Consider the following 25,428-nt stretch of genomic DNA (forward strand, 5'->3'; position numbering starts at 1 on the left):
TGTAAGTATATATAAGGGAGTATTGTACTATTCTTAGAAAAAGCGAGAAGATAATCATTAAATTCGAATTAATAAATTTAAATTTATATAGAAAAAAAGCTAACTATATAAATAGTTAGCTCTTAAGCAAGAAAGGTTTTGGAGTGAAAAAATGCCTTGTAATGTATAGTACGTTTGAAAGTGATTCCTGTGCATATGTACAGAAAAAAACACCCAATTAAAGAGAAATTGGGTGTTTGGTGTTATGCTTTCGTCATACCAAGCAATACAGCGCCGCCGATAATTAAAACACTACCTAGTGCAATAAAGATCAATTGGCGTTTTGTTTTCTTTTCACCTAAGAAGACAATTGCGCCGAATGTTGAGATAACGATTCCAGTTTGAGATAATGGGAAGCTTGTTGCTACTCCGACACGTGGTAATGAAAGAAGTAAGAATAAGTTTCCTGTTCCCCATAGTAAACCAGATAAAGCATTACGAATTGCATATTTGTTAAATGGTTTATGTTTAGATGTCAGTACAACTGCACCAACAAACATACCGACTGCCTGTGGTAAAATAGCAGACCAACCATCAATGTTATACCAACGAATAATAATTACATATACAAGATAACCGAAAGTAGAAACAATTAAAGTAAGAAGTCCCTTTTTCAATTGTCCTGGTGGCTGTGCATTTTCTTTATCATCTAATGATGTGAATACAACACCAACTACGATTAATAGGATTGCAATCGTTCCCAGAACAATCGTTGTAGTAGTAGTCCACTCACGAAAAGCGATAACCCCAAAGATAGTAGTTGCAACAAGCTGCATACCAGTAGAAATAGTTACAGTAGTTGAAACACCTAGTTTTTCAACTGTTTTTAATTGGTTTACTTGTCCTAAAGCCCAGAATAAACCTGAAATAAAGCCAACAATCAAGACTGTCATTGTTAAAGTTGGTTGAGTAAATACATACATAATTGTTGCGAAGAATAGAGCACCGATTGTCATACCTACCGTTTGGCTATATGCACCACCGCCCATTTTTACGCTTACTAATAAGATGTTTCCCCATGCGATTGCAGGAAGAAGCGCTAATAAAATGTCCATTACAAGACTCCCTTCGGTTTTCTATACCAATATAATTACATATCGTTCTAACGATTGGTAATGCCCCACTAATAGAGTAGAAGATTACCGATCGCCAAAACAGGATGAAGAATTTACGATATAAATGCGTTTTCATTTCTTCATTTTTTGAAACACTTTCATATAATAACAGGAAATTACCTATTTTAGAAAGTAAATTCAAATAAAATGTATATTTAAATAAGAGGTAAAATTCAGTTATTAATCAAATCATTTTATTTTTCGGGAAATAAAAAGCAACTTTTGTCGAAAGTTGCTTTAAGAAGTAGTAATTCTTCTATTAATGAGTTGAATACATAGTAAGAATAGAAGGGACATACTAATCGTTATGATTACAAGTGTCCAAGCTAGTTGCATATTACTTGCATCAATAGCCATATAAATCGCCGTTGGAATCGTCTGAGTTTTGCCAGGTATATTTCCTGCAAACATTAAAGTTGCACCAAATTCACCGAGTGCGCGAACAAAGCTTAAAATCATACCACTTAGTAACGCAGGAAATGCAAGCGGGAGTGTAACATGTAGAAAAACTTGATATTCACTTGCACCAAGGTCGCGTGCGCCATCTTCAATTTGTACATTTGCGATAGAAAATCCTGTTTTTGCTGATTGATACATGAGCGGAAATGCAACGACTGTAGAAGCAATGATAGCAGCAGTAGATGTAAACATAATGGACTGCTGAAATAATGATTCAATCCACTTTCCAATGGGACTGTTATTTCCGAAAATGATAATTAGAAAAAAGCCGATAACAGTTGGTGGAAGCACCATTGGTAATAAGAAAATAGTTTCTAGTAGTACTTTATATCGCCACGAGGAGCGCGCTAATGCTCGTCCAATAATCGTTCCCAAAATCGTAACGATAATGGTGGCGCACGCAGCTACTCGCAAAGATAGAAAGACAGGTGACAAAATTGTATTAAAGCTCATAGCAATTATGGCAGGATTGTAAATCCATATTTCTTAAAGATAGATTGTGCATCTTTTGATTGCAAATACTCATAGAATGAAGTCGCCTCTTTCTTATGCTTAGATTCCTTTATAACACCTAAAGGATAGTGGATTGGCTCATGAGAATTAGCCGCTGCTGCCTCTGCAATTTTCACTTTGTCTGAAACGAGAGCGTCTGTTTTATATACAATACCGGCATCAACATTACCTGTTTCTACATATGTTAACACTTGGCGAACATCTTTTGTAAATACGATTTTATTTTGAATGTCATTCCAAAGATTTTCATGTGTTAGAGAAGCTTTTGCATATTTTCCTGCAGGTACAGATTCGGGTGTACCAAGTGCAATTTTTTTGATTTTCTCATCTTTTAAATCTTGAAATTTTGTAAGAGAACTATCTTTTGGAACGACTAGAACTAGTTCATTTCCAAGAAGATTTTTCCCTTCTTTTTCATTAATGAATCCTTTTTTAACAAGAGTTTGGAATTTATCCTCTGCTGCAGAGAAGAATAAATCAGCGGGTGCACCTTGTTCAATTTGTTGTTGAAGTGCACCAGAAGCACCGAAGTTAAAAGAAAGTTGAATAGTTGGTTCTTTCTCTTTATATTGCTTTTCAATTTCTTTTAGTGCATCTTGTAAGCTTGCAGCAGCGGATATAGTCAGCTCTATCGATTCCCCTTCTTTAGCAGCTGATTTTTCTTTCTTTTCTCCGCTGGAACAAGCTGTACTGAACATAAGAAGGAAAGAAAGTATGAGTACTCCAATAGATCGAAATGTGAACTTATTCATAAAAAAATCCCCTTTTGTTTTGATATATTCAATTATAACTAATTATAACTAATTATAACTAGTTATAATTGAATATAATTTGAACATATAGCTATTTTTAAAAAATAGGAGAAATATTCTTTTCTTTGTTACAATGAAAGAAGAAAGTGAGGAATCGTCTATGGATCATCATTCCTACACAACGGAAGAAGTAGCAAAGCGATTAAAAGTATCAAAACTAACTGTATACGACCTAATTAAAAAAGGCGAACTTCCTTCTTATAGGGTTGGTAGACAAATGCGCATTGATGCAGCTGATTTAGAACAATATATAAAGCAAATGAAAACCGGTAAAATGCAATTTACTCCTGTAAAGAAGGACGAAATTAGTAGTTCGAATACACGCATCATTAGTGGTCAAGAACTAACGTTAGATATGTTGGCAAAACATATAGAAAATCGTCTGCCAAATTCTAATATATTAAGAGCGTATCAAGGTAGTTTAACGAGTTTAGTGAAGATGTACCAAGGAGAAGGAAGCGTCGTTAGCTTGCATTTGTTTGATGGGGAAACGGGTACGTATAATGTTCCTTATGTAAAACGTATTTTAGTCGGACAACCATGTATTATGATTAATTTATTATCAAGAAACGTTGGGTTTTATGTGCAAAAAGGGAATCCAAAAAATATAAAAACATGGGCTGATTTATCCCATTCATCTATACGATTTGTAAATCGAGAAAAAGGTTCTGGTATTAGGGTGTTAGTGGATGAACAATTGCGAATTCAAAAGTTAAATAAAGAACGTATTAGTGGATATGAATGGGAAGAATCGAATCACCTTGGTGTTGCCACGCAAGTCGCGAATGGAAAAGCTGATGTGGGAGTAGGATCAGAAAAGTTTTCACAAATTGTAAACGTAGACTTTATTCCAATCATGAAAGAGCAGTATGATTTAGTACTTCTGAAGAATAAAGAAAATGAGGAACTTATTGAGGTTATAAAAGGGATTTTGCAATCTGAAGAGTTTCGCAATGAATTAAAAGCAATTGGTGGATATGATATAAGCAAAACAGGCCAAATTATATATGAAACAAACTAAAAGGCTGCTTGTCTATAAGACGAGCAGCTTTCTCTATATAGAAAGGGGTCTGGGGAAACAAAGTGTTAAACGAGACTTTGAGCAAGTGTGTAAATGAAAGCCGTAAGAAGAGTCGCTCCACTTGCAAGTCCGATAAAGTCTGATTTGTTGAAAGTAATGTTGTTCATTATAATCTCTCCTTATTTGTTTAATGTAGTTGCAACTGCTTTTGCATCGACAAGTGCGGATAGCACCATGCCCATTGTATTTAAAAATTTATTTGATTTCATTTTGTTCATCATGCGTATCCGCTCCTTTTCGAGTTGTTGTTGCCCTGCTTTATGTCTTAATTATAGGAAATATAATCAGTTACAACTATCGAATTAGCTTACGGAAGACTTACACTTTTGTAAGAAAAAAAGACATTCGTGTAAGAATGTCCTTCAAAGCATATTGATATGATGATGCTCTTCAATTGTTTTTAAAAAACTACGCATTGAATTGGTCATATAGCTATCTTTACGACGTATAAAAACTGTTGAAATACTACCATATTTTTCAGGGATTGCATGACAATGCACTTTACCTGCTTTAGAAAGATGGTGGACGGCAGACTGGGGGACGAGTGTAATCCCAAGACCGAGCGCTACGCTATTTAATATGGTTTCTAATATATTAAATTCCATAATTCTTTTTGGCAGCAAACCTTCATCTTTAAGCCATCGTTCGAGTTTAGAACGATACCCACATCCTTGATTGAAAACGAGAAGAGGGGTTGTCGTGAATTCTTCTATACGAAAGGCGTTATTATGTGTAACGAGTACAAGCTCTTCTGTACTAACATCGTATTGTTCAATTAGTGGATGTTTAATAGGACCTGATATAAAGGCACCATCTAATTGATGATCAAGCACTTCTCTAATAAGTCCTTCCGTTAGACCAGCTTGTAATGATAAATCGACATTTGGATAGCTTTTATAGTAAGAAGACAAAATGGTAGGTAATGTACTGACTGTTTCGACTGTACCGATTTTTAATATGCCAGATGGTGTTTCACTATCTAAAAATACTTGTTTTAGCTCTTCAACATCTTGCAAAATTTTATTAACATAAACGAGCATTTTCCTTCCTTCAGCTGTTAAAGTCATACCTCGTTTATGACGGTAAAAGAGCGGTGTTTTTAGCTCGTTCTCTAATTGTTTAATACGTGCTGTTACATTTGATTGTACGTAATTTAATTCCTTTGCTGCGCCACTTACACTACCGCGGTCGGCAACACTTTGGAAGATTTGTAAGTCTCTTAATTCCATTTTATGCTCCCCCTTGATGTTAACTATCATTATAAATGATAGTTAACATCATTTTGAATCATTTTACGTGATATATTTTTTCTTTTACAATTCTCCTTGTGCAAATAGAGAGAAGCGGGGGATTGTGGTGAGAAAAGGTCAAATGATAATAGGTGCTTTAGCGTGTTTAATTGCAAGTATGTCATGGGGAGCGATGTTTCCGGTTGCTGATCATGCGCTAGAATACATAGATCCGTTTTATTTTTCGTTTATTCGTTATGGGGCGGTAGCAATTGTACTGATTGTATTATTGCTAATGAAAGAAGGAAAGAAAGCATTTCGCTTAGAAGGAAGAGGAAAGTTACTCGTCTTTTTTGGAACAATGGCGTTTACCGTATATAATGTATTAATTTTTCTAGGACAAATGTTAATGGGGAAATCAGGTGTAATGGTAGCTTCTATTATGGAGGCGCTTATGCCGATGATTTCAATTTGTATTTTATGGGGATATAAACATATAAAGCCGAAGAAGTATATGATAACGAGCATGATTATCGCGTTTGTAGGGGCTATATTTGTTATTACGAAAGGTGATATGAGTTTCTTTTTAACATTGAAAGATAACATGTTTTCACTAGCATTTATATTTGTTGGTGTTGTAGGATGGGTTATTTATACGATGGGTGGTCAAACGTGTAGCGATTGGTCAACATTACGTTATTCTACGTTGACATGTGTATTTGGTACAACTGTCACAGGGATTATAACGGTAATCATTACGGCGCTTGGATATGTATCAATTCCAAGTATGGAAACGATCTCTATTGTGAAGTATGACTTGTTATTTATGATGACATTACCAGGTATCGTAGCGTTACTCTCTTGGAATTATGGTGTGAAAATTTTATCGTCTATTAATGGAATTTTATTTATTAATTTTGTACCCATTACGACTTTAGTTATTATGATGATGCAAGGATATCAAATAACAATGTTTGATATTGCAGGAACTTTACTTGTTATTGCAGCACTTATTCGCAATAACGTTTGTCAGAGAAAAGAAGAAAATATAAATAAGCGAGTTTTACAAGAAGAGCAATTACGCCAAGCTGTTTAATAGGCAATTGGAGGATTTTACATGCTAGAAAGTTTATTGTTTTTCTTTGCTGCTGGAGTTGCCTGCGAGCTTGCAGCAATTAATCGAAACGGTCGTAAGAATATAAAACAACAAGCGGAACTGATACAGCTTTTAAAAGAGTTAAAGGAAAGAAAAATTTAAAAAGAAGACCGGGCATAGACGGTCTTCTTTTTCTATATAAAGTGAAACTTTAATCAGTGGGGGTTTTGTTTATCCTCCACTGATTATTAGTTGAACCAATCGGGCGTTTACGGGCAGTGGATCTCCCATCTAACTTCTTTGTTCCAGCTGAATTTTGAGGTGGGAGTCTTACTGCCCGTTAATGCGGGATAAAGGGGAAAGGGGACACAAAGTTATATAAGCGTAGCAGCGTAAATAAAAGCAGTAAGAAGAACAGAGCCGCTAGCTAGTCCTAAAAAATCTAATTTGTTAAAAGTGATGTTATTCATAATGCATTCTCCTTACTTGTTTAATGTAGAAGCAACAGATTTTGCATCGATAAGAGCGGATAATACCATGCCCATTGTATTTAAGAAATTGTTTGATTTCATTTTGTTCATCATATAGATCCGCTCCTTTTCAAATGGTTGTTGCCCTGTTTCTGACTTAATTGTATGAAATGTTGCAAGAAGTAACTATCGAATTAGCTTACAAGAAAATTACACTTTTGTAAGAATTGAAATTTAACAATAAATACTTATTTTTATTACCAACTCCTAAAACTTAGTGTTATAATCGTTGTAAGAAAATAATTATACTTCGGATATTCAGAAAGGAACGAAACAAATGTATAAACCAATTACATTTTCGTTGAAATATATATTTAAAATGGCCGGGAAGGTAGAAGTACAAGGGAGAGAAAAATTACCGGAAGGTGGCCCTTACGTTGTTGCGTGCACACATACAAGTTTTATGGATGTTTTAATGTTAGCAGCAGGAATGTATCCAACCCAAATTCATTACATGGCAAAAAAAGAATTGTTTGAAGGGAAATTTAAAAATTGGTTTTTTAAAAATGTAAATGCGTTCCCTGTAGACCGTGCAAATCCGGGGCCAAGTACATTGAAAATTCCATCACGCTTATTAAAAGAAGGAAAAGTAGTAGGTATTTTTCCAAGTGGAACGAGATCATCAGAAGACGTTTCATTAAAAGCTGGTGCTGTTACAATTGCAATGCGTTCTAACGTTCCGTTAATACCGGCAGCTTATGTTGGGCCATCAAGTGTAAAAGAATTAATAAAAGGGAAAAAGGCACGATTGATTTTTGGAGATCCGATTCAAATTGATGCTGGAGAACAAGTAGACCGAAAAACGGCTATGAAAATGATGACAGATGAATTAAATGAAAAGTTTGAAGAGCTAAAGGAAGCTTTGCAACCAAATGTAAAATAAGAAAAGACGACCGGGCATAGACGGTCGTCTTTTTCTATATAAAGTGAAACTTTAATCAGTGGGGGTTTTGTTCATCCCCACTGATTATTAGCCTTCACCAATCGGGCTTTTACAGGCAGTTGATCTCCCACCTAACTTCCTCGCATTCGTCGAATTCTGAGGTGGGAGTCTTACTGCCCGTTAAAGCGGGATAAAGGGGAAGGGGGACACAAAGTTTATATAAGCGTAGCAGCGTAAATGAAAGCAGTAAGAAGAATCGAGCCGCTAGCTAGTCCTAAAAAATCTAATTTGTTAAAAGTGATGTTATTCATAATACATTCTCCTTACTTGTTTAATGTAGAAGCGACAGCTTTTGCATCGATAAGAGCGGATAATACCATGCCCATTGTATTTAAGAAATTGTTCGTTTTCATTTTGTTCATCATATAGATCCGCTCCTTTTCAAATGGTTGTTGCCTTGTTTCTGACTTAATTATATGAAATGTTGCGTAGAGTCACTATCGAATTAGCTTACAGGAAAATTACACTTTTGTAAGAAAAACGAGTGAAAGTGTCATGATGAGAAGATTTGACATATGTTCATGTGATTTATTAAGTTAAAAGTAGAGGTGAGTGTATGGCTAATATTAAAGATATTGCAAAGATGGCTGGGGTTTCAGTTACGACTGTTTCGAGGGTATTAAATGATCACCCATATGTAAGTGAAGAAAAAAGGAAAGTTGTTTTAGAAATAGTTGAGAAATTGAATTACTCACAAAATGCAAATGCTGTTCATTTATCAAAAGGGAAAACGAATATTGTTGGTGTGATTTTACCGTATATTAATCATCCGTGTTTTGATGCAATGGTGGGTGGCATGATGGAGGTCGCATTAGCTCACAACTATCGAGTACTTCTTTGTCAAACGAATTACAATAAAAAAGAAGAAATGAAAAGTTTACATATGTTGAAAACAAAGCAACTAGACGGTCTTATCATTTGTTCTCGTGCTAATGAGTGGGAAATTATAGAGCCGTATGCAGCATATGGATCAGTTGTCGCTTGCGAGGATAATGATATTGAAAGCATATCGAGTGTATATACAGATCATTTTAATGCCTTTCAATTAGGGATGAGTTACCTTATTGAAAAAGGTTATAAGAAGATTGGATATTGTACGGGAAGAAAGTTAGGGCCAAGTAGTAAGAAACGTTTTGATGCTTATAAACAACAGCTACAATTAATAGATGAAGAAGTGATGGAAGATCGGATTTTCACAGAATGCTTTACATTAGAAGATGGTGTAAGAGTTGCGCATCAATTCAAGGAGATGGAGAATCCTCCTGAGGCATTAATAGTGGCGGGGGATGAAGTTGCTATTGGGATCATGACAGAAGTTAAAAAATTAGGTATTAAAGTTCCTGAGGATTTAGCGATTATTGGTTTTGATAATCAACCGATTTCTCAAGTTTTACAACTGACAACTATTGACCAAAATTTAAAGGGAATAGGTAAGACGGCTTTTGAAATGTTTTACAGGCAAGTAAGTGATGAGAGTTCTAAACAAGAAAAGGTGGAAATTCCGTATAAACTTGTGGAACGTTCTACAGTTTAGCCTTAATCCGTTATGTGTATAATCACATAACGGATTATTTTTTGAAATGTCTTTGACAGGAAACGCGTTTCATACTTTATAAAAGAGTTACACCGGTCTGTAATAATCCATGGATTCTTTTCAAGTGTTAAAACAATGAATAGAATTTGGAGGAATATGCATGAATGAACTTTTATTAAGTATGAAAAAATATGTAGAGGATGACGAACAAATTTTAGCATTTGTGATGGGGATATTTGAGGAAGATGATTTTACCTTATCATATCGAAGTGGGATTTTCGTTGCTACTACTAGACGTCTCCTGTTTTACGGGAAATTTCCGTACTATCCCGCAACATTTAAAGATTACTCATATTTGCATATAGATGACATAGATTTCCGTCCGTGTTTCGAGTTTACTTGTAATCATGAAACCGTTAGAGCTAAGTATATTCAGAAAGGGAATGTGGAGCAATTTGTTCGTGCAGTTAGAGCGAATATGAATAATTAATCACCTCTTTGTTTAAACATAATATCTTGGTCTTTGTGAGGGAAAATGCGGAATAAAAACAACTTCTAAACCTCTAGGAGATAGTGATACAATGTCAAATGGGGGGAGGTATGAACTATGGTTAATCAACGTATAAAGGAAATAACACTAATTACAATTGGTTCATTATTATTCGCAATTGGTATTAATTACTTTGCAATTCCAAACCGTTTATCAGAGGGTGGAATTATTGGTGTAACGGTTGTTACGTACTATTTATTTGATTGGTCGCCGGGGATTGTGAACTTTGCTATAAATGCAATTTTACTAGCTATTGGTTATAAATTTTTTGATAAGAAAACGATGGTTTATACAATTTTAGGGATTGTAGAAACATCCTTGTTTTTATATGTTACGGAACATATTGAGTATCATGTAAATAGTGATACGTTATTAGCGGCTCTATTCGCTGGCTTATTTGTCGGTGTCGGATTAGGTTGTATGTTCAAAGCCGGAGGTACATCAGGAGGATCGGCAATTTTAGCTCAGTTAGCCAATCAATATTTAGGGTGGAGCGTTGGTAAAGGCGTACTTATTATTGATATTGTGGTAATTGCTGGTTCTGTATTTATAATAGGACAAGAAAAAGCAATGTACACACTTGTTGCAGTATTCATCGGAGCGAAAGTGATTGATTTCATTGTAGAAGGAATGGATACAAAAACAGCTGTTACAATCATTTCAAGTCAACCGGATTTAATACGTGAAACTATTACGAAAAACATGACACGCGGTGTCACTGTATTAGAAGGACGCGGCGGATATACTGGTAAAAATAAAGAAGTGTTATATGTTGTTATTAATAAACAAGAGCTTGTTAAGTTAAAGCAAGTTATTAGCCGAGTAGATGAAAATGCTTTCGTTGTTATTCACGATGTACGTGATGTACTTGGTGGTGGCTTTAAAGCGAGCTAAAAGGTGAACGAGTAAATTCGTTCGCCTTTTTTAATTCTTACAAAAATGTAAGGGTAATGTAATGGGATTGAATGGTAGATTTTATTTCGTCTTTTTAAAATGGATGTATAGATATCCTGCAGAGGAGGAAGGTTTATATGAAGAAAAAAATGATTACTACTGTAATAGCGATAGTGGTAATAGGAGTAGTGTTACTGCCTACGAAACTTGGGCCAGTTATTGATAAATACAATCCACTTTATAAGACGAAAGAATATTATACGATAGTGAATACGATTGGTCAGCATGTTGGTGATGAATGGTACGAATATGAATTTATTGCATTTGATGAACGTGGAAGAGAGCAAAAAATAAAGAAGACTGTTAAGCATATGTTAAAGAGAGATGAAGCATTAAAGGTGTTCGCAAAAGGGCGTTACGGTGAGTCAATTGAAGAGATTGAGACTACAAGTATTCCTATAAATGCGAAGAGTAAACTTTTAACGATGAGATAGTGGATTATACCCCCACCTATTTTTTGTCGAAAATAAAAATACTAGGTAGGGGTATTTTGAAGTGCATACAAAAGCCTTAGTCCATATGGACTAAGGCTCTTTTTATTATATAAAGGGGAAGGGGGTACATTGTAGTAGCATGAGTGAAAGGTATAAGAAGAGTAGCTACTAGCAATGTAATTTGGTTATGTGAGTGTTCTTCTTATTTGGCTTACTTTCTAACTTTATTGTACGAGATGTAGGTAAAGGAAACTATCGAATTACATTACACATAGCTTACAAACATGTAAGCCTTCTGTAATGTAATTCGATGGTTAATAGATAGTGAATTTCATATAGTGTAATTAGAAAGTCTCACTGTATTACTTTCTGTTTGTAATGTTAATGAAGAATGAAAAACCAACTACTTTTTAATAGCCCTCATCTCTATTTAGATGGGGCTCTTTTTATAAACCTTACAACATTGTAAGGTTTACGTAAGTTAATTCGATAGTAATTTTGTCATATTTTTTGCATAATAGATACAAATAGAAAAACTAATTAGGGATATCGTAAGAAGGGAGAAAAATGGGATGCGTAAAGAAGAAGTAGTGAAGTTTCCGATTAAAGATTTCTGTAGCTACTTTACTGTTGCCGTAGTGTGTATTGGATTATTTGATATAATAACAAATTTAATTGTTAAATAATATAGATGATAAAACAAGAAGGGAGATCCTTTCTTGTTTTTTTTATGGGGGCATAAAGATGAAATGGATTGATAGCCATATACATGTTGATCAATATGAGGATGAAGAGAAAAGTAGATTACTTCTAGATGTGGAAAACAGTAAAGAGATACAAGGGCTTATTGCAGTATCTATGAATTATCAATCATGCCTAGAAACTCTATCTTTAGCAAAGCGATATCCTTTTATACATCCAGCAATAGGTTTTCATCCGGAGCAACCGATTCATAAAGAAGAATGTGAGCAAATTTATAAATTAATTGAAGATCATGTAGAGGAAATCGTTGCGATTGGTGAAGTGGGACTCCCATATTATTTAAGGACAGAAGATGAAGGTATTACTGTACATTCATACATAGCGGTATTGAAAAGATTTATAGAACTAGCTAGTGAGTATGATTTGCCGATTGTATTACACGCAGTGTATGAAGATGCTGACATCGTATGTGATTTACTTGAGGAATATAAAGTGTCACGTGCACACTTCCATTGGTTTAAAGGAAGTGAAGAGACAATGAAACGGATGATGAGAAACGGTTATTATATTTCTATCACGCCGGATGTTTTACATAAGGAGAAAATTAGAAAAATCGTTTCGTATTATCCACTTGAATATATGATGGTAGAAACAGATGGGCCGTGGGAATTTCAGAAGGATACGATGACACATCCTTATATGATAAAAGATGTGTTACAAGAAATTAGTATAATAAAAAAAATATCAGTAGAGAAAGTTACTGAGCAAATATATGAGAATACGGTGCGATTTTATAAAGTTAGTGAGTCATAATAAAAAACACCAAGCATCTCGCTTGGTGTTATTATTATGACTCTAATTTTTTCGCACGTCTTAATAATAAAAGAAAGACAATTATAATGAACCCAATTATAAGGAAGAACCCATATTGTTTTATATAATCAATTATGTCATTCGCACTTGTTGGTTTTTCAACGTGAATGCCGTCTTTATCAGTAGTAATATGAATATCTTTCATTTTTACTTCATTCGTTTCTTTTTGTAAATCAATCCACTCTATGTTTGGAATACTTTCTAGTTCCTTTAATACTTCTTTTAATGGTTTAACGCCCAAGTAAGGATGATAAAATGCACCGATAATTCCATCGGATAATTTTTCGACAGATAAAGCACGTTCTTTCATTTTTGCTATAGCTTGTGGCTTATCTTCTTCAATAAAGCCAACAGTTTCAGGAATTAATTTCATCCCATGTAAAAATGACGGTGTACTTATATAAGCTGGTGAGTGCATTGATTTCCAAGTTGTATCGTTTAGTTGTAGTTGCCCTACATAAGTTGAAAAATATTGTGATAGTATTTCATATCCTTTTTGAGACATTGTATAGTGCGGAGCTTCAAAGGCAACTGGATATAATTTTGCTCCTACAAGCTCTGCAATCCCTTTTTCAATATGATCTTTAGTATATTTTTCTTCGAAGGCTTTTCCGTTTTCTACGTATTTATTATAGTCCTGTGTAGATTGGAAATCGTCTTTTGTTTTTGGTTTTTCATGGTGCGGTTGACGAATTGGTTGATCAGTTTTTACATCCCAAAATTCAAAACCTTCGCCAGTTTCACTATCATAAAATTGATGGGTGTAACCATGCATAACGATAGAGCCGCCATTATCTTGCATAAAGCGTAAAACATCAATTAATTTAGAGTTATCCTTTAAATGTACTGTTTTCCCTGTGTTTGGATCTTTGTAAACAGGGATAACGGTAATCATATAAGGAAGCTTTTTCTCTTTTAGTAATTCAGCGATTTCCTTTAATTGTTTTACATCTACAGCTGGATGAACGTCTTCAAGACGTAAATAAGCTGAAGTTTTAGTTGTTTCAGGTTGTTGCCCGAAATAAGAAAATAGCATCTCACCGACGTAATGAGACATCCAATCAAAAAGATTTGGAGTTGCAACATAGTATGATGTTCCTTGGTGAACGATTAACGGGTGAGTTCCACTTGAACTTAAAGCATTAGCAAGAACTGTTCCATTTGTATCAAGCGATCGAACTAACCGTTCTTCTTCTAAGGTGTTTTTCAGCTTATGGGATGGATATTCAATTTTTTCAACTCGTATATCATCATTTTTCAATGTAATGAAAGAAAAACGATTAGATAATTGTTCAACATTTTGCCCTAAAACTAATACTGGACCTGAGAAGTTTTCTAGAAATTGTTTTGCTGCAATAGAAAAATCTTCTTTTTTCTCTCCGATATAAACAATATGTGTATAAGGAGATGATTCAGTACTTTCCTTTACTTCGTTCAAACTTTTTACTGTTATATCATTTGTAAAGTGTCCTAACTGAGTATTAAGGATTTGTACATTGTTTGTAATTTTGTTGTCTTCGGTACTATACAAAATAAGTACTTTTGGTTTTGATGATGTTTGCGCAGAGGTATGTATAGGAATGAGTAGTAAAATGCTGAAAAAGATTAGTAGAGTTCTTTTCATTTATTTATGCTCCTATTCTATATGTATATAATTCAATTTACAATTATATACAAAAAATAAATTATAGTCTATGGAAGTTACATTTTTGCACGTATTTACCAACTGTTTTTTCGCAAAAATCGGTCTAAAGCATGATGATAATATGTATAGTTATTTGCTATGATTGAAGGGTAAGAGAATGATAGAGTGCTGGTAATTGTAAAGGGAAGGCTGAAAGGGGACAAATTTCAGCGGAGAAAGAGGTAGAGGTAGTGAAGAAATTCTTTGTAGGATTTTTAGTTGTTCTTGGAGTCTATTTATATCTTCAAGATAAGTCTGAAGGAATGGATAAACTAATGAATGAGACAAGCTATGTTGATTCAGAAGAAGCAAAACAAATGAAACAAATTATTATAGAGGAAGCAAAGAAAGTAAACCTTCCAGAATGGATACCTCTTACAATTGCCGAACATGAAAGTAGGTTAAATCCAAGAAGTGTTGGAGATAATGGAACTTCATTCGGATTGTTTCAATTGCACCGCGGTGGTGGGCTTGCACCAGATCATTTAACTGATGAAGAGTTGAAAGATCCGCGTACAAATGCGCAAATTGCAATGCCGCATTTAATGAAAGGATATAAGCGCGGGGTGCAAAAAGGTTTGACTGATTTTGCATTACTGAAATATATAGCGAATACATCTGGATGGCCCGGGAATTTAGGACCAGAGTGGACGGATAACAATATGAAGTATAACGTCGGATTAGAGGATGTATACTATCGAAATAAAGGTGTGATAAAGTGAAACTTTAATCAGCGGGGGAGTTTGTTCATCCCCCGCTGATTATTAGCCTTCACCAATCGGGCTTTTACGGGCAGTTGATCTTCCACCTAACTTTCTCGGATTCACCGAGTTTTGAGGTGGGAGTTTTACTGCCCGTTAATGCGGGATTAAAGAGTAGGTTTTCTATACCTACTCTGTTTTTTTATGAATAATTTCATCCTTTTCTCTCGTGAAATACTGCGCTAGTTGTATTTTTACATCTTCTAGTTTTGTAGAAACTTGCGGTATTTTATATCCTACATACAACGGTGAAACTACAAACCTAGGAACAACTTTACAAATGATTTTTCCGTTCAGGTGATAAAAGAATAAGTTATAACTACTACACCCTTTATGGAAATCTGTTAGTATGTAACGTACAGTTTGCTGAATGTAATTTGCCATTTCATCTATAAATGAAATATCTTCAATGATGATGTTAAATTCAGTAAAACCGATAATCGGACGCTCAGAAATATTAAGTTCAATGCGTTCGTTTTTTTGTACAATTACCCCTTGGAAATTTTCCTTGTCTACGTTTTCTAGATAGTCTACATATTTCATTCCGATAATTTGCATATGTGCATGATGCAAACTTCCGCCTGAAAATGGGCCGTGATTTTTATATAAGATAACAGATGTAAATTCATCACTTTTCTGCAAGTCTAACCAGTGTTTAATGGAGAAACGAATTAGTGATCTCATATGTTCTTCTGTGTATGTTGCGATATGATCATCACAATTATCGGTTTCGATTAGCACAGTCTGAAATGTATCTTTTAATGTAGGGAATTTATTTTTTAACCAAATAATAGAGCCTTCGGTTGCTAAAATATCAGTTAAATTTTCTCTGTCGCAAAAAGGACAAGTAGCGCTTCGGTTACGAATACTTTCTGGTTTTTGTTTGCCAATATCATTCAAAAAATAAAGTTGTTGTGTATCCATTTCTCTATACCCCTTTAAAATGTGTGTAAAACTGCCGTCTAATACATTCGGGAAAGGGAAGAGGAAATCCTTTAAAGGAAACAGAGCAAAAAATAAAAGACAAGATATCCTCATTACAATAGGGTACCTTGTCTTTTATTTTTTCTTTAATAATGTGTATGGATAATATAGAGTATTTTCATTTTGTTTCTTTTTTCTATTTTTTATTGTGTATAAGGCAATTGCTGTACTTGCGATTACAATAATGGCTTTCTTCATATTCATATACCCCTTTTTATTGTTGGTTTAATTCTTGGCTAACTGCTTTTGCATCGATTAAAGCGTGTAAAACCATTTTTACCATGTTCATCATTATTCCTTCACTCCTTTTTATAATTCGTTTAGTTCTTTTACAACTGCTTGTCCGTTCACTAATACCTCGAAGATTGCTTTTACGATTTCTTTCATCATGATTGTTTCCTCCTTGTTTTTGTCTCTCTTGCTTATATCTTTATTGTATAGGGAGGTATCTTTTCGTACTATCGCTTTCCATTACGTGAACATAACAGTTTTGTAAGATTTGATGTCACTTATTGAAATGTTTAGTCTATCTTCATTATTTTCAGAAAAATGACTATTCAAACATGGAATGGGAAAGTATAATAAAGAAGTAAGTATTAAATTCCGTACGAAAGGGGTGAATGAGATGAAAAGTTCTTTAGCTGTGCGTGCCAAATTTTTAGATTATATCTATTTTTGTCGTGCGATTTTTCATGATGTAGTTGTTAACGGGATACGTATGCCCTTTTTTAACAATTGCATAGTAGCTATTGAACGATAGAAATCTCTTCACCCATTTTTGATAAACGTGTGAAAAGGGAGCTATTTGGCTTCCTTTTTCTATGCCAAAAACCATGGGGAATGTTTCTTTCCCATGGTTTTTTATATTGAAAGGAGTACGGAAAATGACAATTTGTAGTGTAAATAATGTAACGAAATCTTTTGGTGGAAACATCATATTTGAAAATATATCGCTTGAAATAAAGAATGGAGAACGTATTGGATTAGTTGGTCGTAACGGTAGTGGGAAGACAACTATCTTTCAGCTCCTAACAGGAATGGAGAGTTTGGATGCAGGAGCCATTCATATGAAGAAAGGTACATGCATCGGTCATGTAGCACAAATTCCAAAATTCAATACTGAAATGAATGTATATGATGTATTAAGCTCCGCTTTTAAAAAGGAAAAAGAGTTGGAGATAGAAATGCATGCTTTAGAAAAAAATATGGCGGAAGAAAGGGAACCGTCTGCTTTACAAAAATTGATGGAGAGGTATGGGTTAATTCAAGAAAAGTTTGCGTTTCTCGGTGGTTATGAGATAGAAGCGAATATTATGAAGGTAGCAAATGGTCTACAGGTGACGGAACTATTTCCCCGATCATTTATGGAGTTAAGTGGCGGAGAACAAACAAAAGTAAGCCTTGCGTACATGCTATTGCAGAAACCGGATTTACTTCTACTAGATGAACCAACAAATCATTTGGACTTATTTGCAGTCGAGTGGTTAGAGCAATTTCTAAAAGAATATACAGGAACAGTTATGGTCATTTCGCATGATCGCTATTTCCTTGATGAAGTTGTAACGAAAATTTTTGATTTAGAAGATGGAGAAATTCACGTGTATCATACGAACTATTCTCAGTTCGTTGAGGAAAAGGAAGAAAGGCTGCTTCAGGAGTTTCAGGCTTATCAAGAACAGCAAAAGAAAATAAAGAAAATGAAAGAAGCAATTAAGCGTCTACGTGAATGGGCAAATCAAGCAAATCCGCCGAATGAAGGATTGCATAAGAGAGCGAGAAATATGGAACGTGCATTAGAGCGTATAGAGAAACTAAAGAGACCCATTTTGGATAGAAAACAGATGGGACTTCAGTTTGAGGGGCAAGAGAGAAGCGGGAAAGATGTTGTTGTAATGAAAGAAGTGAGTAAAGGGTTTGCTGACCGATCTTTATTCGAGAAAGTAAATTTGCATATTCGTTTTCAGGAGCGCGCAGCTATCGTTGGACGTAATGGTACAGGAAAGACTACGTTATTAAAATTACTACTAGAAGAAATGAAGCAAGATACTGGAGAAATTCGGATTGGTAGTAGTGTGAAAATCGGTTATTTATCGCAACATGCGTACGCAAATATGAAGAACAATGTATTGGAAGCTTTCAGAGATTGTGTAGCTGTAACAGAGGGAGAAGCAAGACATATATTAGCACGATTTTTATTCTGTGGTCCAGCTGTTTTTAAGAAAGTAACGCAACTTAGCGGTGGAGAAAAAATGAGGTTAAGACTCGCGCAACTTATGTATCAAGATGTTAACTTTCTTATTTTAGATGAACCGACGAATCATCTTGATATTGAATCAAGGGAAGTTTTAGAGGAAGCCCTTGAACAATATAACGGGACGATTTTAGCTGTTTCACATGATCGTTATTTCTTAAATAAATTGTTTGAAAAGACATATTGGATTGATGAGCACAAATTATTTGAGTTTGCAGGGAACTATGCGTGGGCTCGTCAAAAGTGGGAAGAAAAGGTTGAGAAGCAAGTAATAAAGCAGAAACGCCAAGGAAGAACAAGTATTGAAACAGCCCCTCTTAAAAAGAAAGAAGCTAGGAATTTTGAGGAGATTGAAAACGAGTTAATGTATATAGAAGAAAGCATATATGCATTAGAATGTGAAATGGAACATGTAGTTGATGTTGGAAGACTTGAAAAGTTATATGAGGAAAAAACGAAAAAAGAGTTGTTACGAGCGGATTTATATAATGAGTTAGAGAATATTGTGGAGTAAAGAGTAGAAAGCTAATCCCTTGCAGTTTTGCTGAAGGGATTAGCTTTCTTTTTTTATAATATTATTTTACGTAGAGGATGAAATAAAAATGTGTTTCACGTGAAACAGTAAATTTGATAAATCTTTGTTACGCAATTTTCATAGGTTGTGAAACATATGAAATGGTAAGAAGAAAAATAAACGTTATTAGAAGTTTTTGATAAGGATAAAAGTATTAGCTAATTATTTCCCGAGACATAAGTTTAAAAATAAAAAAGAAAGCAGAATTACAGCTTTACGCGCTGAACTCTGCTTTCTTTTTGTGTGGTATCTTCCCTCGTTGAAATTATAATAGCGATCCCGAGCATAATAAAAAAAGCTAAAAAGAGGACGAACTTTGGGAAGAACGGGAATAGTAATAGTGCCCCGACTATTATGATTGTTAATAGCACATAGTGCAGGACATATTGGAATAGGTTGTCCATACTTTCGCCCCCTTTTTGGTAGTGGATTGTTATTATTCTATGCGTGGCTATTAGGTAATAGAAGGTGTTTTTTATTTTTTTGAGAGAAAACAATTAGCAAGGATTGACATAACTATTGAAAAGGAATAATCTTGAAATTAATTCATACTATTTTTATGGGTAAAATAAAGATAGTTACAGAAAGGTGCGTTATGTTGTTACATACTTAAAAAGAAAGTAAAGGTGAGAGTGATGCGAAAGACTTTTAAAGGAGTACTTGCTACATGTCTTAGTGTGTCAGTATTGTTAGCCGGATGTGGTCAAGAAGAAGCAGGTACAAATGAAGTTGCAAAATTACCAAGAGTGAAAGATGAATTTATTAAAGCGAGTGACAAAGCAAAAAGTCCAGCAAAGGCAAAAGAAAGAAAGGATACCTTTGTAGTGGGAATGCCGAGCCCTGGCGGGATATTCCTTCCGCATTTTATGGAAAATGGGTGGGATGGTAATATAACGCAAGCTATCTTTGCTCCTCTCGTTGGATTGGATAAGGAAGGGAAACCAATCCCAATTCTAGCGAAGAAGTGGGATATTTCGGGAGATCAGCTTACATATACGTTTCATTTGAAAGATGATTTAAAGTTTAGTGATGGTTCACCGTTAACAGCGGATGACGTAGCATTTACATTAATGTTACTGCATGATCCAACTTATAGTGGTGCAACGGACATAAGCCAAACAGCAATAAAGGGTGGGCAAGCATATAAAGAAGGAAAAGCAGTAGCTATTGAAGGCATTCAAGTCATTGATCCGAAAACAATTACGATTACAACTGAGAAGGTAAATGCCCAAACATTATCGATAATTGGTGGAGAAGTTATATCAAAAGCTTATTACGGTAAAGAGTATAAGCAAGGGAATTTAGAGTATTTAAAAGAGTTATATGGCAAGCCGATGGGATCTGGAGCTTATAAACTAGATAAATACATTCCAGGCCAAGAAGTTCGATTTGTAGCGAATGAAAATTATTTTGAGGGTAAACCGAAGATTGAGCACTTTATTTATAAAATTACAAAAGGTGATACGAATTTGCAACAGTTTCAAGCGGGAGAAGTAGATTATGATGGATTTACGACAAATGCGGAGACAATCGAGCAATTAAAAGAGTTAGGTTTCGCTAATATTAATGTGTATACAGGAAGTTCTTACGGCTACATTAAAATGAATTATAAGAAACCATACTTTAAAGATAAACGTGTTCGCCAAGCGTTTATTTACGGATTAGAACGCCAAAAGGTAATTGATACGTATTTCCAAGGTTATGCTTCACTCGTCAATGTACCAATTACACCAGTTTCTTGGGCGTATACAGAAGAAGGGATTAATAAATACGAATATAATTTAGAAAAAGCAAAGAAATTACTTGATGAAGCTGGATGGAAAGCTGGTTCAGATGGAATTCGTGAAAAAGAGGGGCAGAAATTGAAGGTAAGTTATTATGCTTCTTCTGCAAGTAAGATTAATGATGTGATGATTCCTGTTATGAAAGAAGATTACAAAAAGCTTGGTGTAGACTTTAACCCAGAATATATGGACTTTAATACGATGATTTCCAAGGTAATTAAAGGAGATTATGATTTAGCGATGGTGTCCACACCGATGATTGATGATCCGAGTGGGACAATTGAGGAATTTGTTTCGACAAGTAAACGAAACTACGATGGGTATCATAATCCGAAAGTGGATGAACTAGCAACAGAGGCGCTACAAACGTTAGATATTGAGAAGCGGAAAGAGATTTATAAGAAATTGTATCAAGAATTAAGTGAAGATCCACCAGTGATTTTCTTAAATAATAGTAAAGTGGTATCTGCTCATAACTCGCGAATTCAAGGATTACAAGAAGATAATTATAATGGTATTTTACTAAGTTTACCTAAATTAAAGATTGATAAATAATTTTGAAAAAATTCTTGAAATATTTATATAGAAAGAATTGACAAAATATATTGAAAGATATAAGCTAATAACCATAAAGTCTACCGGAAAGATCGGAATAAGATTGTTACCCCTCAAAAACATCTTTTTTTGCGTTTAAAACCGACTTTTCCGATTGGTTATAAATGTTGCTGTGGGAGGCATACATAAGGCAAGCAGTTCATAAGGTTTAATTATTAAAAAAAAAGTTAGGGTGGGGACAATGAAGAAAAAGACAAAAAAATGGGCTGGTTTATTTTCAGTATTACTGAGTAGTTCGTTTGTGTTATCTGCTTGCGGGGGACAGGAAGATACGGCTTCTACAGAACCAGTTAAACAGCAAGATTTAAAAAATATAAAAATTGAAAAGATCGCTGCGACAGATAAAAAGAAAGTGCCAGATAAAGCGAAGAATCGAAAAGATACGTTAGTTGTGGGGATTAGTAAACCAGGCGGCGTATTTTTACCGTATTTCCAACAAAATGGATGGGATGGAAACGTGACTTCTGTTATTTTTGCATCTCTTGTATCAACCGATAAACAAGGGAAACCGATTCCGGAATTAGCTGAGAAATGGGACGTTTCTTCTGATCAGTTAACATATACATTCCATTTACGTAAAGACTTGAAATTTAGCGACGGGTCGCCATTAACAGCAGATGATGTAGCGTTCACATTGACACTTTTACACGATAAGGCGTATGAAGGCGAAGTAGACATCTCTCAATATGCGGTTAAAGGCGGTAAAGAATATAAAGAAGGGAAAGCAACTTCTATTGAAGGTATTCAAGTAGTCGATAAACAAACAATTAAAGTTATGACTGAAAAAGTGAATTCACAAGCTATATTTGTTTTAGGCGGTACGGTATTGTCAAAAGCTTATTACGGAAAAGATTACAAACAAAACACAAGTTTAGATTACTTAAAAGATTTATATGGAAAACCACTAGCTGCGGGTCCATATAAATTTGATAAATATATTCCAGGCCAAGAAGTACGCTTTGTGGCAAATGAAAACTATTATGCAGGTAAACCAAAGATTCCGAACTTCATTTATAAAATTACTTCTGGTGATACGAAACTTCAATTATTCCAAACAGGTGAAGTGGACTACACTGGCCTAGGTACTGGTGACGAAATTCTTGAACAGGCTAAAGCTTTAGAATTTGCAAATATCCAAATCGAAACAGCAGCGTCATTTAGTTACATTTATATGAATAATAATAAGCCATACTTAAAGGATAAAAAGGTCCGCCAAGCACTTATTTATGGATTAGATCGTAAAAAATATGTTGATACAGCATTAAAAGGATACGGTACGGTAGCTAACGTACCAATTCATCCAACTTCTTGGGCTTATACGGAAGAAGGCGTTAATAAATATGAATACGACAAAGAAAAAGCAAAAAAATTATTAGATGAAGCAGGATGGAAAGTTGGTTCGGACGGAATTCGTGAAAAAGATGGTCAAAAATTAAAGCTCTCTTATTTCGGTCCAAGTTCGGCTAAAGATAGTGATTTATTAATTCCAATTGCGAAAGAAAATTATAAAGAGATAGGTGTAGAATTTAACCCTGAATTTATGGACTTTAATACGATGCTTTCAAAGGTAAATAAAGGTGACTATGATTTAGCTTCTGTTTCGACACCGATTACAAGTGATCCGAGTGAAACAGCTGGTGAATATTTGTCTGGTGTCAATGAGAAGAGTCTTGGTTATAAAAATGCGAAAGTAGATGAGTTAATTCAAAAAGGTATTGAGACAGTAGATATTGAAAAACGTAAACCTATTTATAAAGAATTATATAAAGAGTTAAGTGATGATCCACCAGTAATTCTATTAAACTATCGTAGAACAATTACTGGTTATAACGGGAATATAAAAGGAATTGACCCTGAAAAATACAACAGTATTAGCGCAAACTTACCAGTATTATCATTTGAAAAATAACGATAAGAATGTATAAGTAGAAGACATTTTTTCATTCGGTTAGTAATGTGCCGCTTTGAAAAAATGTTCTTCTATTTTAAGCATAAGATTGGAGAGAAAAAGGGTGAAAACATATATCGTTCGTAGGCTGTTGCAAATGATTCCTACACTATTTGGTACATCAATTATTATTTTTTTCTTGTTTGCGCTTCTTCCAGGGGATTATATTGATTCGAATCCAAAGATTACACCAGAAAGAGCAGCTGAACTTAGGGAATTGTATGGATTAAATAAGCCGATTGTTGAGCGTTATTTCCATTGGTTAGGTAATGCATTACAAGGAGATTTTGGTTTCTCGCTTCAATATCAAGAACCTGTAACGTCATTATTAAATAAGTTTATTTGGAATTCTTTTAGTGTAGCAATTATTGCGTTATTTTTTATTTGGCTAATTGCCCTTATTATCGGTGTATTCTCAGCAACAAAGCAACATTCTTTGTTTGACAAGCTTGTAACAATTGGTGTCTTTGCAGCAATGTCATTCCCTTCATTCTTTATCGGTTTGTTTTTAATTAAAGTGTTTGCGGTTGACTTTAAGTTATTACCGATAGGTGGAATGATTGATGTTGGTAGTAATTCTACTGGGTTTGCGTATGTGATAGAAGTTGCAAAACATATGGTTTTACCGGTATTTATTTTGACACTTCTTGGAGTGGGTTCATTAACTCGTTATTTTAGAACAAGTATGTTAGAGGTTGTAAGGCAAGACTACATACGAACAGCGCGAGCAAAAGGTTTAAAGGAAAAGACTGTTATTTATAAGCATGCATTAAAAAATGCAATTTTACCGGCGATTACTTTATTAGCATTTGAGTTACCAGGTTTATTTTCAGGAGCGATTATTATTGAACAAATTTTTAACTGGCCAGGTATCGGTAATATTCAATTAGAAGCACTTAATTTCCGTGATTATACAGTATTAATGGCATTTACGATGTTTCTTTCTTGTTTAACAATCGTTTCAAACTTTTTCGCAGACATTGTATATGCAGTTGTTGATCCACGTATTCGGTTGAAGTAAGGGGGGGAACGAGATGGAAACTGTTACAGAGATTATAGAGAAAAAAGGAAAAAAGAGGAAAAATGAATCATCACCGTGGCGACAAGCTCTTAAAAAGATAAAGAGAAATAAGATGGCACTAGTAGGGTTGTATGCATTAATTTTTATGTTTTTATTTTGTTTTATTGGACCGTTTTTTTCACCATATGCATCAGGAAAAATACAAGTTGCGTTAATTAACAAACCACCTAGTTTTTCTCATTGGCTTGGTACAGATCAATTAGGAAGAGATATTTTAACGAGACTAATGCAAGCGGGACGGATTTCATTAACGATTGGCCTCGCTTCAATGGTTTTATCAGTGATACTAGGGGCTGTGTTAGGGGCTATTGCAGGTTTTTATCGTGGTATCGTTGATAATATTATTATGCGGCTTGCAGATATTTTAATGTCGATGCCAGGATTACCGTTACTTATTATAATGGGGGCGATTTTATCAGAGTGGAAAGTACCGTCTGATTATCGTCTGTATGTCATTATGATTATTTTAAGTTTAGTAGGTTGGCCAGGGCTTGCACGTCTTGTAAGAGGTCAAATTTTGTCACTCAGGGAGCAGGCTTTTATGCAAGCCGCTGATGTGCTAGGAATAAAAGATTACCGAAAAATTATATATCACTTAATTCCTAATGTTTTACCGATATTAATTGTTGTATCTACATTAGGCGTTGCTGGTTCTATTTTAGGAGAGTCCGCACTAAGCTACTTAGGCCTCGGCGTTGTCCCGCCTACACCATCATGGGGGAACATGATTAGCGCAGCTAACTCACTAATTGACTTCCAAAAGCGTCCGTGGTTGTGGATTCCGCCTGGCTTTGCAATCTTTATAACAGTTGTATCTATTAATTTACTTGGTGATGCACTTCGTGATGCGTTAGATCCAAAGATGAGACGGTAGGTGAGGAG

The 25,428-nt window shown here is 34.7% G+C and carries 27 protein-coding genes; 16 read left to right on the forward strand and 11 right to left on the reverse strand.

The window, feature by feature from the left end:
• Positions 1-242: 242 nt before the first annotated feature.
• From QUF93_RS03525 to modA, 3 genes are all read right to left on the reverse strand, one after another.
• Entirely contained in the window at positions 243-1,094 is an 852-nt protein-coding gene (locus QUF93_RS03525) for a GRP family sugar transporter (RefSeq protein WP_289357874.1), read from the reverse strand.
• 297 nt (positions 1,095-1,391) lie between these two features.
• On the reverse strand, positions 1,392-2,066 hold the full coding sequence (modB, locus tag QUF93_RS03530; protein ID WP_289357875.1) for a molybdate ABC transporter permease subunit: 675 nt from the start codon (positions 2,064-2,066) through the stop codon (positions 1,392-1,394).
• A 5-nt stretch (positions 2,067-2,071) separates the two neighbouring features.
• Entirely contained in the window at positions 2,072-2,878 is an 807-nt protein-coding gene (gene modA / locus QUF93_RS03535; RefSeq protein ID WP_289357876.1) for a molybdate ABC transporter substrate-binding protein, read from the reverse strand.
• A gap of 133 nt (positions 2,879-3,011) precedes the next feature.
• Here modA and QUF93_RS03540 point away from each other — a divergent pair, with 133 nt between their 5' ends.
• Positions 3,012-3,959, forward strand: a complete 948-nt coding sequence (locus tag QUF93_RS03540) for a substrate-binding domain-containing protein (protein WP_289357878.1) — start codon at positions 3,012-3,014, stop codon at positions 3,957-3,959.
• A gap of 65 nt (positions 3,960-4,024) precedes the next feature.
• Here QUF93_RS03540 and QUF93_RS03545 read toward each other — a convergent pair whose 3' ends face one another.
• Both QUF93_RS03545 and QUF93_RS03550 read right to left on the reverse strand, forming a co-directional pair.
• On the reverse strand, positions 4,025-4,126 hold the full coding sequence (locus QUF93_RS03545; protein WP_001060020.1) for a DUF3948 family protein: 102 nt from the start codon (positions 4,124-4,126) through the stop codon (positions 4,025-4,027).
• 255 nt (positions 4,127-4,381) lie between these two features.
• Positions 4,382-5,248 (reverse strand): LysR family transcriptional regulator, encoded by an 867-nt coding sequence (locus QUF93_RS03550; RefSeq protein ID WP_289357882.1) that lies wholly within the window; start codon positions 5,246-5,248, stop codon positions 4,382-4,384.
• Positions 5,249-5,375: 127 nt separating this feature from the next.
• On the opposite strand from QUF93_RS03550, the gene QUF93_RS03555 reads away from it, so the two are divergent.
• Both QUF93_RS03555 and QUF93_RS03560 read left to right on the forward strand, forming a co-directional pair.
• Entirely contained in the window at positions 5,376-6,344 is a 969-nt protein-coding gene (locus QUF93_RS03555; RefSeq protein WP_289357883.1) for a DMT family transporter, read from the forward strand.
• 21 nt (positions 6,345-6,365) lie between these two features.
• Entirely contained in the window at positions 6,366-6,506 is a 141-nt protein-coding gene (locus QUF93_RS03560) for a YrzO family protein (RefSeq protein WP_199661708.1), read from the forward strand.
• A 212-nt stretch (positions 6,507-6,718) separates the two neighbouring features.
• On the opposite strand, the gene QUF93_RS03565 is transcribed toward QUF93_RS03560, so the two are convergent.
• Complete coding sequence (locus QUF93_RS03565; RefSeq protein WP_070127837.1) at positions 6,719-6,814, reverse strand: DUF3948 family protein; 96 nt, start codon at positions 6,812-6,814, stop codon at positions 6,719-6,721.
• Between the two features lie 337 nt (positions 6,815-7,151).
• On the opposite strand from QUF93_RS03565, the gene QUF93_RS03570 reads away from it, so the two are divergent.
• Positions 7,152-7,757, forward strand: a complete 606-nt coding sequence (locus QUF93_RS03570; RefSeq protein WP_002115430.1) for a lysophospholipid acyltransferase family protein — start codon at positions 7,152-7,154, stop codon at positions 7,755-7,757.
• A gap of 215 nt (positions 7,758-7,972) precedes the next feature.
• On the opposite strand, the gene QUF93_RS03575 is transcribed toward QUF93_RS03570, so the two are convergent.
• Entirely contained in the window at positions 7,973-8,068 is a 96-nt protein-coding gene (locus QUF93_RS03575) for a DUF3948 family protein (RefSeq protein WP_078173584.1), read from the reverse strand.
• 305 nt (positions 8,069-8,373) lie between these two features.
• Between QUF93_RS03575 and QUF93_RS03580 the strand changes: the two genes are divergently transcribed.
• The 5 genes from QUF93_RS03580 to QUF93_RS03600 all read left to right on the forward strand — a co-directional run bounded on the left by QUF93_RS03580 (position 8,374) and on the right by QUF93_RS03600 (position 12,804).
• A complete protein-coding gene (locus tag QUF93_RS03580) occupies positions 8,374-9,351 on the forward strand; it encodes a LacI family DNA-binding transcriptional regulator (RefSeq protein ID WP_289357890.1) in 978 nt (325 codons plus the stop codon).
• Positions 9,352-9,511: 160 nt separating this feature from the next.
• Positions 9,512-9,841 carry a PH domain-containing protein gene (locus QUF93_RS03585; RefSeq protein ID WP_289357893.1) on the forward strand — a complete coding sequence of 110 codons (330 nt, stop codon included), beginning with the start codon at positions 9,512-9,514 and terminating at the stop codon, positions 9,839-9,841.
• Between the two features lie 117 nt (positions 9,842-9,958).
• A complete protein-coding gene (locus QUF93_RS03590) occupies positions 9,959-10,795 on the forward strand; it encodes a YitT family protein (RefSeq protein ID WP_289357895.1) in 837 nt (278 codons plus the stop codon).
• 137 nt (positions 10,796-10,932) lie between these two features.
• Positions 10,933-11,289, forward strand: a complete 357-nt coding sequence (locus QUF93_RS03595; RefSeq protein ID WP_002115439.1) for a YxeA family protein — start codon at positions 10,933-10,935, stop codon at positions 11,287-11,289.
• 744 nt (positions 11,290-12,033) lie between these two features.
• Positions 12,034-12,804, forward strand: coding sequence for a TatD family hydrolase (locus QUF93_RS03600; RefSeq protein WP_289357896.1), 771 nt, complete (start codon positions 12,034-12,036; stop codon positions 12,802-12,804).
• 34 nt (positions 12,805-12,838) lie between these two features.
• Here QUF93_RS03600 and QUF93_RS03605 read toward each other — a convergent pair whose 3' ends face one another.
• Positions 12,839-14,488: a DUF2334 domain-containing protein gene (locus QUF93_RS03605; RefSeq protein ID WP_289357897.1), complete on the reverse strand. Its 1,650-nt coding sequence runs from the start codon at positions 14,486-14,488 to the stop codon at positions 12,839-12,841.
• A 251-nt stretch (positions 14,489-14,739) separates the two neighbouring features.
• Here QUF93_RS03605 and QUF93_RS03610 point away from each other — a divergent pair, with 251 nt between their 5' ends.
• Positions 14,740-15,270, forward strand: a complete 531-nt coding sequence (locus tag QUF93_RS03610) for a transglycosylase SLT domain-containing protein (protein WP_289357898.1) — start codon at positions 14,740-14,742, stop codon at positions 15,268-15,270.
• Between the two features lie 168 nt (positions 15,271-15,438).
• On the opposite strand, the gene QUF93_RS03615 is transcribed toward QUF93_RS03610, so the two are convergent.
• Entirely contained in the window at positions 15,439-16,233 is a 795-nt protein-coding gene (locus QUF93_RS03615) for a DUF4931 domain-containing protein (protein ID WP_289357899.1), read from the reverse strand.
• A gap of 135 nt (positions 16,234-16,368) precedes the next feature.
• A complete protein-coding gene (locus QUF93_RS03620; protein WP_098268925.1) occupies positions 16,369-16,497 on the reverse strand; it encodes a spore coat protein B in 129 nt (42 codons plus the stop codon).
• A gap of 421 nt (positions 16,498-16,918) precedes the next feature.
• Here QUF93_RS03620 and QUF93_RS03625 point away from each other — a divergent pair, with 421 nt between their 5' ends.
• Both QUF93_RS03625 and abc-f read left to right on the forward strand, forming a co-directional pair.
• On the forward strand, positions 16,919-17,053 hold the full coding sequence (locus QUF93_RS03625; protein ID WP_289357905.1) for an RAxF-45 family protein: 135 nt from the start codon (positions 16,919-16,921) through the stop codon (positions 17,051-17,053).
• Positions 17,054-17,177: 124 nt separating this feature from the next.
• Positions 17,178-19,058, forward strand: coding sequence for a ribosomal protection-like ABC-F family protein (abc-f, locus tag QUF93_RS03630; RefSeq protein ID WP_289357907.1), 1,881 nt, complete (start codon positions 17,178-17,180; stop codon positions 19,056-19,058).
• Positions 19,059-19,324: 266 nt separating this feature from the next.
• Here abc-f and QUF93_RS03635 read toward each other — a convergent pair whose 3' ends face one another.
• Positions 19,325-19,522 carry a hypothetical protein gene (locus QUF93_RS03635; protein WP_002115459.1) on the reverse strand — a complete coding sequence of 66 codons (198 nt, stop codon included), beginning with the start codon at positions 19,520-19,522 and terminating at the stop codon, positions 19,325-19,327.
• Between the two features lie 231 nt (positions 19,523-19,753).
• Between QUF93_RS03635 and QUF93_RS03640 the strand changes: the two genes are divergently transcribed.
• The 4 genes from QUF93_RS03640 to opp4C all read left to right on the forward strand — a co-directional run bounded on the left by QUF93_RS03640 (position 19,754) and on the right by opp4C (position 25,420).
• The gene (locus tag QUF93_RS03640) at positions 19,754-21,457 is read left to right on the forward strand and encodes an ABC transporter substrate-binding protein (protein ID WP_289357908.1); all 1,704 of its coding nucleotides are present in this window, start codon (positions 19,754-19,756) and stop codon (positions 21,455-21,457) included.
• Between the two features lie 241 nt (positions 21,458-21,698).
• Entirely contained in the window at positions 21,699-23,426 is a 1,728-nt protein-coding gene (locus QUF93_RS03645; RefSeq protein WP_289357909.1) for an ABC transporter substrate-binding protein, read from the forward strand.
• Positions 23,427-23,529: 103 nt separating this feature from the next.
• Positions 23,530-24,486, forward strand: coding sequence for an ABC transporter permease (locus tag QUF93_RS03650; protein WP_000860734.1), 957 nt, complete (start codon positions 23,530-23,532; stop codon positions 24,484-24,486).
• Positions 24,487-24,499: 13 nt separating this feature from the next.
• Positions 24,500-25,420 carry an oligopeptide ABC transporter permease gene (opp4C, locus tag QUF93_RS03655; RefSeq protein ID WP_002115466.1) on the forward strand — a complete coding sequence of 307 codons (921 nt, stop codon included), beginning with the start codon at positions 24,500-24,502 and terminating at the stop codon, positions 25,418-25,420.
• Positions 25,421-25,428 lie beyond the last annotated feature (8 nt).

It is taken from the genome of Bacillus hominis (genome assembly GCF_030348325.1).
Taxonomy (GTDB): domain Bacteria; phylum Bacillota; class Bacilli; order Bacillales; family Bacillaceae_G; genus Bacillus_A; species Bacillus_A hominis.